Here is an 11,831-nt window from a genome sequence, read left to right on the forward strand (position 1 = left end):
GGCTCAGCCGACGTGTACCGCGGGCCGCCGGGCGCGGTCCGGCTCGGCCTCACGGAGCACCTCGCGGGTGACCGGCGCGATCTCGCCCTGCCCGAACAGGAAGAACCGCAGGAACTGGGCGAAGGGGTTGCCCTCGGTCCACTCGAAGTAGATGTGCGGCTGCTGCCCGGTGAGGTCACGCACCTGCAGCAGCAGCGCGGCCAGTGCGTTGGGCACGCTGGAGCTCTGCAGGGACAGCACCCGGTAACGGTCGTGCAGCACCTCGCCGCGCACGTCCAGCACCGACTCGAACTCGGACGGGTCGAGCACGGTGACCTCGACGAAGACCAGGTCGTCCTCGGCCGGGATGTCGTTGTCCTTGCGGATCTGACGGAGCTTGTCGCGGTACTCGGCGAGGTCCCGGCTGTTCGGCTCGTTGGCGATCAGCCGCAGCGGGCGGTGCATGTAGTCCCGGACGAACCGCTCCGCCACGTCGTCCAGCACCACGTCGGTGACGCGCAGCTCGAAGGCCCGCTTGAGCCGGGAGGCGAAGGAGACCAGCATGATGCCCGCGATGAAGCAACCGCCGATCTTGACGCCGTCCGGGCGCTCGGCGATGTTCGCGCCCGTGGTGTAGAGGAACACCGCCGCGATCACGGCGAAGCCGATCGTCCAACCACGCTGCCCGGCCTTGCGGGCGGCGATGGTGACGGCGATGGCGGCCGAGCTGATCAGCACCAGCACACCGGTCGCGTACGCGCCACCCTGGGCGTCCACGTTGGCGTCGAAGATCCAGGTGACCAGGAAGGCGATCAGGGTGAGCACGATGACGGTCGGCCGCACGGCGCGCGCCCAGTGCGGCGCCATGCCGTAGCGGGGCAGGTAGCGCGGCATCAGGTTGAGCAGCCCGGCCATCGCGGAGGCGCCGGCGAACCAGAGGATGGCGATGGTGGACAGGTCGTAGACGCTGCCGAAGCTGGTGCCGAGGTTCTGGTGGGCGAGGTAGGCGAGCGCCCGCCCGTTGGCCTCGCCACCCTTCTTGAAGGCGTCGGCCGGGATGAGCAGCGTGGTGATGAAGCTGGTGGTGATCAGGAAGACGCTCATGATCGCGGCGGCGGTGGTGAGGAGCTTGCGCGCACCCCGGATCCGGCCGGTGGGCTTCTCCTCGGTGTCGTCCGGGTCGCCCTCGATGTGCGGCATCACCGCGACGCCGGTCTCGAAGCCGGACAGGCCCAGGGCCAGCTTCGGGAAGACGATCAGCGCCACGCCGATCATCGCGAAGGCGTTGCCGTGCTGGACGGTGAGCGCGTCCGTCCAGTCGCTGAACACGTGCGGGGCCTTGAGCACGTGCCAGAGCCCGTTCGCCACCACCACGACGTTGAGCGCGAGGTAGATCCCGACCAGGAAGACGGCCAGGCCGATCGCCTCGCTGAAGCCCTTGAGGAAGACCCCGCCGAGCAGGGCGACCAGGATCAGCGTGACCGTCACCTGCTTGCCGCTCAGCATGCTGGTCAGGTGCGGGTTCTCCACCAGGTGCGCGGTGGCGTCGGCGGCCGACAGGGTGATGGTGATCATGAAGTCGGTGGCCGCGAACCCGAGCAGGGTCAGCACGAAGAGCTTGCCCTGCCAGAACGACAGCAGTCGCTCCAGCATCGCGATGGAGCCCTCGCCGTGCGGGCTCTCCTGGGCCACCCGCCGGTAGACCGGCAGCGCGCCCAGCAGGGTGACGAGCACCAGCACGATGGTCGCGAGCGGTGATACCAGGCCTGCCGCGAGGGCGGCGATGCCGGGCTGGTAGCCGAGCGTGGAGAAGTAGTCGAGGCCGGTCAGGCACATCACCCGCCACCAGCGCTGGCCCTTCTCGTGCGGCGCCTGGGCGTGCGGGCCGGGGTGCTGCTTGGCCATGTCCGACAGGCCTTCCAGCATCCACTCCCGGAACCTCGCGCCCCGCGTCGGAGGAACCATTCCCGGTTCGGCCGAACCCGACGAGACCACGTGCACCCCTGTCCACGACTTCAGCCGGCCGCGCGCGGTTCCGGACCCCCTGGTCGCCGCCGGACGGCGGGCCTGGTCAGGCTAGGTGACCTGGCCCCGACGGCCCGGGAACCGCGCGGGCCAACACGCCACGGTGCGCCCGTACGGCCCTCCGGGGTCGCGGCCGCTGTCCGGCCGTGGTCGCGGCCCCGGCGCGGCGGTCGGCATGAACTGCCCGAAACGGGTGAGGATGTCCGCGCGCGTTGACGCACGGGGTTGGCGCACGGGGTTGATGCGGCCCCACGAGGTTGACGCGCCGCGGGCGCGCAGCGATGGACGACGAGGAGGCCGCGGTGGCGGAACCGAGCCGGCGGGGGATTCTGGGCCTTGGGCTGATGGCGGCCGCCGTCACCTCCTGCGGGACCCGCCACCCGGACGCGGCCCCGAACCCTACGCCCGACTCCCAGGGCACCCCTCGCACGGCCGGGCCCACCACCGCCCAGCACGTCGGCCTGAAGAGCGAGCAGTCCCAGCCCGGCAACCCCGACTGGGAGATCACCGACCCCGGCCCGGCCGACGCCATCGAGGGCTTCGCCGACCGGGTCAGCGTGCTGCCCGGCGAGTCCTTCGGCCTGCACGTCTCCACCGCCGCCTCCGCCTTCACCGTCTCCGCGTACCGGATGGGGTGGTACGACGGCGCCCGCGCCCGCCTGGTCTGGCGCCGCGAGCACGTCCCCGGCACCAAGCAGGCCGCGCCGCACGTCGACCAGACCACCCGCACGGTGCTGACCGACTGGCAGCGCACCCTCGCCGTGGACACCGCCGACTGGCCCGAGGGCGCCTACCTGCTGCGGCTGGACGTCGAGGGCGGCCCCGGCCGGCGCTACGTCCCGCTCACCGTCCGCTCGGCGAGCACCGCCGGAAGGACCGTGGTCATGAGCGCCCCGGCGACCTGGCAGGCCTACAACGAGTGGGGCGGCTACAGCCTCTACAACGGCCCGACCGGAACCCTCGCCACCCGCTCGCTGCGGGTCGTCTTCGACCGGCCGTACGACTACGACCACGGCGCCGGGCTGTTCCTGGTCTACGAGGCGCCGCTGATCGCGCTCGCCGAGCGGCTCGGGCTGCCGCTCGCGTACACCACCGGGATCGACGTGGCCCGCGACCCGGGGCTGCTGCGCGGCGCCGGCGCCGTCCTCTCGCTCGGCCACGACGAGTACTGGTCCCCCGAGCAGCGCGCCAACGTGGTCGCGGCCCGCGACGCCGGGACCAACCTGGCGATCCTGGGCGCCAACTGCTGCTACCGCCGGGTCCGCTTCGAGCCCACCGGGCTCGGCCCGGACCGCACGGTGGTCTGTTACAAGGACGCCTGGGCACAGGACCCGGGCCACCAGGCCGGCGCCCCGGCGACCACCGACTTCCGGGTCGGCCCGGGCGCCGACCCGGAGAGCTCGATGCTCGGCGTGATCTACGACGGCTACCCGGTGGACGCCCCGTACGTGGTCACCTCGCCCGGACACTGGGTCTTCGAGGGGACGGGCGTCGCGGCCGGGGCCTCCTTCCCGCACCTGGTCGGCGTCGAGTACGACCGGGTGAACACCGGCTTCCCCACCCCGCGCCCGATCGAGGTGATCGCCCACTCCCCCGTGGTCTGCGAGGGGCGCCGCTCCCACTCCGACACCGCCTACTACACCGTGCCGAGCGGCGCCGGGGTCTTCGCCACCGGGACGATGCGCTGGGTGGAGGCGCTGGACGCGCGCGGACCCGGCGGCGGCAAGGCCGACCACGGCATCGACTCGCACGCCGGGGACGTGGTCCGCAAGGCCACCGAGAACGTCCTGCGCGCCTTCGCCGCCGGACCGGCCGGTCGCACCCACCCCGCCCAGGACAACCTCGCCACCGTCTACGGCACGGCGTAGCGGGCCCGGCGGGACGGCCGGTGGGCCCGGTTCAGCCCGCCGTGATCGGCGGGACGAAGGTCTCCGGCGGGCCGAAGTCCGAGTAGACGCCCTTGACCACGGTCAGCTTGCCGTTCACCGTCATCGACTGCTCGCCCCGCACCGGGCGGCCGAGCCGGTCGATCCACAGTTGGTAGTCGAGCCCGTCCACGCCGTTGGAGGCCATCCGCTCGGCGTTCGACGGGTCCGCGCGGCGCACCTGCTCCACCGACAGGTGCGCGGCCAGGTGGAACACCGGGACACCGCCCTCGGACTCCATGCCCTTGCGGGCGGAGGGGCCGGCGGCCAGCAGCACCTTGGCGTACCCGCCGTAGTGGTTGCTGTCGGCGCCGTCGTCCCCGGTGGACGGGGCCTTCTTCCAGGGCGTGCCCTTCGCCTTGTCGCGCATGTACGTGGTGCCGTCCACGGTCAGCGACTCCGTCGAGTTCAGGGTGAGGAACCCGCCGACGGTGGTCGTCCCCTCCACGTGGCTGCCGAGGGTCGGAGTGTTGACGTTGACCCGGCCGCTCATGTCCATGAGCACCCGCTCGTCCCCCTCGCCCGCCGTGGTTGTCAGCTTCAGACTCGCGGCGTACGGCGCCGGATCGGCGTGCGCCACCGCCACCTCCGGGTCGAACGCCCCCGCGGCGTCCGCGGGGGCCCCGACGGCGGGGCTCGCGGCCGGGTGCGCCGAACCCTCCGGACCGCAGCCCGCGACGGCCGTGAGCGCGAGGGCCAGGGCGGTGACGGGCAGCGCGGTGAGGGGCAGGGCGGTACGACGAATCGTCAAAGGAATGCTCCGGGTCGGCCGTTCGGGACGAGCCGGAAGCCTGCCACAGCGGCCGATCTCAGTCGAACTGGTTTCCGGTCCCCGGTGGGGCGGCCCCGGCCGGGCGCCCCGGGCGGGAGGAGGCCATCGGCCCGGCTACACTCACACGGTCTAACAGCAGCGCAGGTCGTCCAGAACAACCGACCGGTGTGGCCAGGTGCCGGCCGGCGAGGGCACGAGGGAAACAGAACATGGTCGAGGCCTCCCCCAAGGTCGTTGTCGTCGTCCCCACGTACAACGAGCGGGAGAACCTTCCGGTCCTCGCCGGGCTCCTCGCGGAACTCCCGCTGGAGAACCTGCACCTGCTCGTGGTCGACGACAACTCCCCCGACGGCACCGGCGAGATCGCCGAGAAGCTCGCCGCCGACTCCGGCGGCACCGTCGGCGTGCTGCACCGCACCGAGAAGAACGGCCTCGGCCGCGCCTACCTGGCCGGCATGGCCCGAGCCCTGGACGAGGGCGCCGACGTCGTGGTCCAGATGGACGCCGACCTCTCCCACCCCGCCTCCGCGATACCCGCGATGGTGCGGGCCCTGCTCACCGACGACACCGCCGTGGTGCTCGGCTCCCGCTACGTGCCCGGCGGCTCGACCGCCGCCGAGTGGCCCTGGCACCGCAAGGCGCTCTCCGCCTGGGCCAACTTCTACGTCAACGCGATCCTCGGCCTGGGCGTGCGGGACGCCACCGCCGGCTTCAAGGCCTGGCGGGCCACCACTCTGCGGGCCATCGACCTGCCGACCGTGCGGAGCAACGGCTACTCGTTCCAGGTCGAGATGAACTACCGGGTCATCCAGCGCGGGCTGACCATCCGCGAGGTGCCGATCCGCTTCGAGGAGCGGATCGAGGGCGCCTCGAAGATGAGCATCGGGGTGCAGGTCGAGTCCGCGCTCGCGCCCTGGAAGCTGCGCTTCAACCGCGAGAACGACCCCGGCGAGCTCGGCTGACGCCGACGGACCGAACGGAACGACCGGCGCCTCCGGCGCGGTCATCCGGGTAGTAGGACGGCCGGGTGGCGGTGTCAGCGGCGGCCGCGGGGAAAGAAGGCCGTCATGGCCCTTCTCCCGGAGTCCTTCACGACCCTGGTCCGCCGTGGCGCCCGAGAGCCCTTCGTCGTCCAGACCGTGCGGGCCACCGTGGCCGCCACCCTCTCCTACGCGGTGGCCACCCGGCTCAGCAGTGAGCCCGCGCCGCTGACGGCGCCGCTGACCGCGCTGCTGGTGGTCCAGGTCACCGTCTACTCGACGCTCAAGACCAGCATCCGCCGGGTCAACTCGGTGGTGGTCGGGGTGCTGATCGCGATCGGCTTCAGCGCCGTGGTCGGGCTCTCCTGGTGGAGCCTCGGGCTGATCATCCTGGCCTCCCTGACCATCGGCCGGTTCGTCCGGGTCGAGGAGTTCGTCCAGGAGGTCGCGATCAGCGCGATGCTGATCCTGGGCGTCACCAAACTGGCCTCGCAGGCCTGGGACCGGGTGCTGGAGACGCTGATCGGCGCGGCCGTCGGCCTGCTGTTCAACCTGCTCTTCGCCCCACCTGTCTGGGTCGACACCGCCGGGGAGTCGATCGAGGACCTCGCCCGGCGGGCCCGGAAGCTGCTGCTGGACATCTCCGAGGAGCTGGGCCGCCCCATCCCGGTGGCCCGGGCCGCCGAGCGGCTGCACGAGGCCCGCCGGCTCGACCAGGCGATCACCGAGGTGGACGCGGCGCTGCGCCAGGCCGAGGACAGCCTGCGGTTCAACCCCCGGATCAGCGAGGGGCTGCTCTCCCGGCTGGTGCTGCGCACCGGGCTGGACACGCTGGAGATCTGCGTGGTGGTGATCCGGGTGCTGGCCCGCTCGCTCACCGACCTGGCCAAGCGGCGCGGGCCCGGCGAGCGGCTCTTCCCGCCGGATGTCGCGGTCGGGCTGGAGGAACTGCTGGCGCACGTCGGCGGGGCGATGGTCAGCTTCGCGGTGCTGGTCACCACCCAGGTGAGCCGCAACGCCGAGGAGGCCGAGGAGCGGCTGACCGCGGAACTGGCGGCGGCCTGGGCCTGCCGGGAGAACGTCGCCCAGGCGCTGCTGCGCAGGGTCCAGGAGCACCCGGAGGCCTGGCAGCTGCACGGCTCGATGCTGGCCGAGATGGACCGGATCCTGGACGAACTGGACCTGGAGCACCGCAGTCGGCGGCTGATGGAGGAGCTCGACCGGGCCTCGGTGGCGAACCGCGAGCGGTTCTCCCGGTTCGCCGGGCTGCGCCGCTACGTCCGGGGCGAGCGGGGGCCCGGCCGTCGGACGTCCGCCCAGGCGGAGCGCCCGGCGGCGGAGGCCGGGCACTGATCCTGCCGCGGGCCCGGGAGATCAGGACGTCAGGGCATCAGCCAGGGCTGCTGCGGCAGCGGGTGCCCGGTCTCCAGGTAGGTCTTGAGGTTGGACAGCACCGCCGACCAGCCCTGTTCGACGTCCGCCCGTTCGGCCTCGTCGGCGAGGTTCTCGTGGGTGACGGTGAGCCGGGTGAGGTCCCGCCAGGCCTGGATGTCGAAGCTGACCCTGGAGGGCCCGGCCGGGCGCTGCTCCTCCGGCCCGGCCCAGCTGGTGACCAGCCGGTGCGGGCGCTCGGCGGCCTCGACGATGCCGATCACGTCGGCGATCCCGGAGTCGTCGCCGCGCTGGTGCTCCCAGGGCGCGCCGGGCAGCCAGGTGGAGACGTTGCGGTGGCCCCAGTAGAGGCCCGACTCGTCGGCGTTGGTGAGCGCGTGCCAGACCCGTTCGGGCGTGGCGCGCAGGTAGACGATGCCGCGGTGGCTGAAGGCGGTCACGGCCTCAGCCCCTGGCCGCGTCGAGCAGCGGCTGGATCTCGATCTTCCGCATCCGCAGCATGGTCGCCATCACGCGGTCGGCCTTGGCCCGGTCCGGGTCGGCGATCAGGTCGATCAGGACACGCGGCGTGATCTGCCAGGAGAGGCCGTAGCGGTCCTTGAGCCAGCCGCACGGGCCCTCCTGGCCGCCGTCGGCGGTGAGCTTGGCCCAGAGTTCGTCGATCTCCTGCTGGTCCTCGCACTCCACCTGGAGCGAGATCGCCTCGGTGAAGGTGAACTCGGGGCCGCCGTTGAGCGCCGTGTACTCCCGGCCGACGAGTTCGAACTCCACGGTCATCACCGAGCCGGCCGGGCCGGGGCCGGCCTCGCCGTAGCGGGTGACCCTGGTGATGCCGGAGTCGGGGAACAGCGAGGTGTAGAAGAGGGCTGCCTCTTCGGCGCGGTCGTCGAACCAGAGGAAAGTGGTGATTTTCTGCATGCGCCCGACGGTAGCGGCGGGCCCTGTCGCGGTGGCCGAGCCACGGCCGGGGGTCACCGGATCGGCGCCCCCGGCCGGGCCGGCCCTCGGTCAGTGCACCCAGCCCGCGTAGCGCTGCACGAAGCGCTGGCCGGTGTGGGCGGTGACGACGACGTCGTAGCGGCCCTGCTTGTCCAGCGGCCAGGACAGGTTGGCCTGCTTGCCGGGCCTGACCCAGACGGTCTGCGCGGTGCCCGCGAAGTCGTTGGGCGCGGCGGTGAAGGCCACGTCGGTCATCCCGTCGTTGGCGACCTGGAGGGTGAGCTTCAGGCTGCCGTGCAGGTCGGCGGTGACGATCGGCACACCGATGTCGTTCTGCCCGTCCTGCCCGTCGCGGACCACCGTGCCGGCGAAGCGGCGCACGAAGCCGTCCGGGCCGTGCACGGTGAAGTCGTAACGGCCGTCGGTGGCGGCCGCGTCCCAGACGTACGTCGCGCTGGCGCCGGGGGCGACGGTGTACGGCGTGCCCGCGAAGGGGAGCAGGATGTTCGGGTAGACGGTGTACGGGAAGGCCACCGAGCCGTCGTTGCTCATGACGCAGCTGACCTTGCCGGTCGTGCGGTCCACCGACACGTCGGCCCACGGCTGGTACGGCAGCGGGCGGTGCGGGCGCTCGCCGCGCTCCTGGACGGGCATGGACTGGGCGCCGATCGCCGGGAGGGCGACGCCGGGCAGCTTGGTGCCCGCGTCGGCCCTGGCCATCAGGGCGTTGGTGTCGGGCAGCTTCGGCAGCGAGTGGTCCGGGGCGGCGAAGTCGAAGCAGCTGGTGAGGTCGCCGCAGACGGATCGGCGCCAGGCCGAGATGTTGGGCTCGGCCACGCCGGTGACCAGCTCCATGAAGCGCAGCACCGAGGTGTGGTCGAAGACCTGGGAGTTGACCCAGCCGCCGCGCGACCAGGGCGAGACCACCCAGAGCGGGACGCGGTTGCCGAGGCCGATGGCGCGCCCGTGGGTGAACTCCTCGGGGGTGCCGGGCTCGGGGGTGGGCGGGACCATGTGGTCGAAGTAGCCGTCGTTCTCGTCGTACATGACCAGGAAGACGGTGTGCCGCCAGACCTCCGGGTTGGACATCAGCGACTGCAGCGCCTGGTTGACCCAGTGCGCGCCGTAGGCCGGTCCGGCCTCCGGGTGCTCGGAGAACAGGTAGGGCGCGACCAGCCAGGAGACGGTCGGCAGGGTGCCGTCCTTGCAGTGGCGGTCGAAGTCGGTGGGGTCGAACTTGGTCATCGCGTTGATGTAACGCGGGTCGTCGTGCGGGAAGTTGTGGAACTGCTTGAAGTAGGAGAGGGCGTTGTCGTCGTAGTCGCCGGTGCGGTCGTCCTTGCTGGGGTTGTGGTACACCCGCCAGCTGACGCCGGCCGCCTCCAGGCGCTCGGCGTAGGTGGTCCAGTCGGCGACGGGGTTGTCGGTGACCGGGGTGTTGTCGATCCAGGGGCCGGTGGTGCCGTCGCGGCCGGGGCCGGCGGTGCCGGTCCACAGGTAGAGCCGGTTGGGGTCGGTGGGGCCGGCCAGCGAGGTGAAGTAGGCGTCGCAGATGGTGAACGCGTCGGCCAGGGCGTACTGGTAGGGGATGTCATCCCGGGTGAAGTAGCCCATGGTGCGCTCGCCCTTGGCGGCGATCCACTTGTTCATCGCGCCGTTGTTGATGGCCTGGTGGCCGGTCGCCCAGTCGTGGGCGAGGCCGCCGGCGTTCTGCGCGTTGTACTTGGCGGTGTCCATCCGGTACGGCAGCATCGCCCCGCCGTCGCTGCGGCGGCTGTCGGGCTGGCGGAACACGTCGGTGCCGTCCGGGAACTGGAGCGCCTGCTTGTCGCCGAAGCCGCGCACGCCGCCCAGCGTGCCGAAGTAGTGGTCAAAACTGCGGTTCTCCTGCATCAGGACGACGACGTGCTTGACGTCCTTGATGGTGCCGGTGAGGGCGGCGCCGGGCCGCTCGTCGGCGGCGGGGGCGGCCTCGGCCGGGGCGGCGGACAGGCCGGTCAGGGCGGTGGCGCCGACGGCCGCGGTGGCGCCGACGAAGGTGCGGCGGGAGAGCTCGGGCATCACGAACTGGCCTCTCAGAGCTGGAAGGTGGCGACGGCGGCGGCGGTGTCGGAGGGCCACTCGTTGGCGGCGGCGTTCGGCTCGGGCTGCGGCCAGTCGGCGACCAGGGTGTGCGCCTCGACCAGCTTCAGCGGGCCGGCGTACTGGACGTAGTCGATGCGGTCCTGCGGCTCGGGCCGGTCGCCGCGCCGCTTGCGGGTGGGCGACCAGGTGGTGCCCGGGTTCTTGACCGGGTCGCGGTTCTCCTCGCGGAAGCTGTCGGTCAGCCCCACGGCCTGCAGGGCGGCGGTGACCGGCCAGTCGAGCGCGCCGACTCCGTTGTGGGCGGCGGCGGTGGCGGCCGTCCAGTCCAGGTGGGAGGGCGAGGAGAGCGCGCCGGCCAGCACCACCGGGAGGTGCCGGGCGAGGTCCGCGCGCACGGCCTCGGCCAGCGCCTTGGCCTGCTTGAGGCGCGTCGAGGCGTTCTCGGCGGCCGTCACCTGGGCGGCGGTGCCGCCGTCCTGCACGGCGTACGGGCCGTAGCCCGCCTCGTCGAGGTGCGCGGCCCAGAAGCGGACGCTGCGGCCGCCGGGCAGCTGGACGGTGGCGGCGACGGCGGGCAGCTCGGCGGTGGCCGGGGTGAGGTCGGTGAGCGGGTGGCGGCTGAGGATGCCGACGCTGCCCGGGCTCTGGTGGGCGTACCAACCGAGCGCGTCGGCCAGGGTCTTGGCCCGCTCGCCGGCCGTCTCCTGCAGGGCGAGCACGTCCAGGCCCTGGGCGAGGACAGCTGCTTCTCCAGCGCGTCGGCGTAGCCGGCACCGGCGTCGTGCAGGTTCCAGCTGGCGGTCTTCAGCCGGGGCGGGGCGGCCGGGTCCGCGACCGGGACCAGGACGGTGAGGGTGTCGGTGGCGCCGGTGCCGTCCTTGACGCCGACCACGACCAGCTCGGGGTTCCGGCCGGGGGTGGCGGGCGCGGTGCCGGTGAGCGTGCCGTCGGCGCCGACCGAGGCCCAGGCCGCGCCGCCGATCTTGCGGTAGGCGGCGGAGCCGGGGGCGTTGCCGGCCGGGCGGGACCAGAGGCCGCCGAGCTTGATCCGCACGGCCGCGCCCGGGGCGACGGGGGTGGCGGTGAACGAGTCGACGGCGGCGTGCGGGCGGACCACGGCGGGCTTGGGCCGGAAGCTGAACGGGGCGGTCTGGGCGAGGATGCCGTAGCCGTCCTTGGCGAGCAGGTAGGCGGTGTACGGGCCGCCGGTCAGCGCGGAGGTGTCGAGCTCGACGTCGCCCGAGGTGCCGGGGGTGTACTTCCACAGCAGCGAGGAGCCGGTGCCGGGCTGGCGGCTGCCGTCGTAGATGCCGACCCAGTTCTTGGCGTCGGGAGCGTCGGTGGTCCAGTGGAAGCCGAGCCGGTCGCCTTCGGCGGGGCTGCTGGATGAGGTCAGGGTCAGGGCGCTGCCTGCGGCCACGGTTGTCCTGTCCGCCGCCAGCGGGCCCGGTCCGCCGGGGGACGGTGCCGGGGCCGCGCGCGGCTGGTCACGGAGGTTGGGAGGGAGAACGCCCACAGTTGGCTGTACAACTGCGGGCGGCCTCATTCACCCGAAGACCGGCGACCAGGGCATGAACGCCGCGTGACGCAGCGTCGGGCGGTTCGGGAACTCCGTGGCAGAACCATCGTCAGGGCATCGCCAGGGCATGCGGAGGGGCCGGGGGGGGCGATGCGGCGGGGGCCCGCCGGGCGGGGGGGGGGTCCCCCGCCCGGGCCGCGGGGCGGGGAGGGGCC

The 11,831-nt window shown here is 72.8% G+C and carries 9 protein-coding genes; 3 read left to right on the forward strand and 6 right to left on the reverse strand.

Annotated elements, in window-relative coordinates:
- Positions 1 to 3: 3 nt before the first annotated feature.
- On the reverse strand, positions 4 to 1,944 hold the full coding sequence (locus ACFVWU_RS34215) for an amino acid transporter (RefSeq protein WP_387628061.1): 1,941 nt from the start codon (positions 1,942 to 1,944) through the stop codon (positions 4 to 6).
- Between the two features lie 362 nt (positions 1,945 to 2,306).
- Between ACFVWU_RS34215 and ACFVWU_RS34220 the strand changes: the two genes are divergently transcribed.
- Positions 2,307 to 3,872 carry a N,N-dimethylformamidase beta subunit family domain-containing protein gene (locus tag ACFVWU_RS34220; protein WP_387628063.1) on the forward strand — a complete coding sequence of 522 codons (1,566 nt, stop codon included), beginning with the start codon at positions 2,307 to 2,309 and terminating at the stop codon, positions 3,870 to 3,872.
- Positions 3,873 to 3,903: 31 nt separating this feature from the next.
- Here the strand turns inward: ACFVWU_RS34220 and ACFVWU_RS34225 are convergent, their stop codons facing one another.
- Entirely contained in the window at positions 3,904 to 4,680 is a 777-nt protein-coding gene (locus ACFVWU_RS34225; RefSeq protein ID WP_387628065.1) for a hypothetical protein, read from the reverse strand.
- 230 nt (positions 4,681 to 4,910) lie between these two features.
- Between ACFVWU_RS34225 and ACFVWU_RS34230 the strand changes: the two genes are divergently transcribed.
- The gene (locus tag ACFVWU_RS34230) at positions 4,911 to 5,663 is read left to right on the forward strand and encodes a polyprenol monophosphomannose synthase (protein ID WP_387628067.1); all 753 of its coding nucleotides are present in this window, start codon (positions 4,911 to 4,913) and stop codon (positions 5,661 to 5,663) included.
- A 105-nt stretch (positions 5,664 to 5,768) separates the two neighbouring features.
- Positions 5,769 to 7,034 (forward strand): aromatic acid exporter family protein, encoded by a 1,266-nt coding sequence (locus ACFVWU_RS34235; protein WP_387628070.1) that lies wholly within the window; start codon positions 5,769 to 5,771, stop codon positions 7,032 to 7,034.
- 29 nt (positions 7,035 to 7,063) lie between these two features.
- Here the strand turns inward: ACFVWU_RS34235 and ACFVWU_RS34240 are convergent, their stop codons facing one another.
- The 4 genes from ACFVWU_RS34240 to ACFVWU_RS34255 form a co-directional block, all read right to left on the reverse strand.
- Positions 7,064 to 7,513, reverse strand: a complete 450-nt coding sequence (locus ACFVWU_RS34240; protein ID WP_387628071.1) for an SRPBCC family protein — start codon at positions 7,511 to 7,513, stop codon at positions 7,064 to 7,066.
- A gap of 4 nt (positions 7,514 to 7,517) precedes the next feature.
- Positions 7,518 to 7,991 carry a VOC family protein gene (locus tag ACFVWU_RS34245; RefSeq protein WP_387628074.1) on the reverse strand — a complete coding sequence of 158 codons (474 nt, stop codon included), beginning with the start codon at positions 7,989 to 7,991 and terminating at the stop codon, positions 7,518 to 7,520.
- Between the two features lie 90 nt (positions 7,992 to 8,081).
- Complete coding sequence (locus ACFVWU_RS34250; RefSeq protein WP_387628076.1) at positions 8,082 to 10,073, reverse strand: phosphocholine-specific phospholipase C; 1,992 nt, start codon at positions 10,071 to 10,073, stop codon at positions 8,082 to 8,084.
- 14 nt (positions 10,074 to 10,087) lie between these two features.
- The gene (locus ACFVWU_RS34255; protein WP_387628077.1) at positions 10,088 to 11,362 is read right to left on the reverse strand and encodes an endonuclease/exonuclease/phosphatase family protein; all 1,275 of its coding nucleotides are present in this window, start codon (positions 11,360 to 11,362) and stop codon (positions 10,088 to 10,090) included.
- Positions 11,363 to 11,831: the final 469 nt, after the last annotated feature.

It is taken from the genome of Kitasatospora sp. NPDC058190 (genome assembly GCF_042883685.1).
In the GTDB taxonomy this organism is placed as follows: Bacteria; Actinomycetota; Actinomycetes; order Streptomycetales; family Streptomycetaceae; genus Kitasatospora.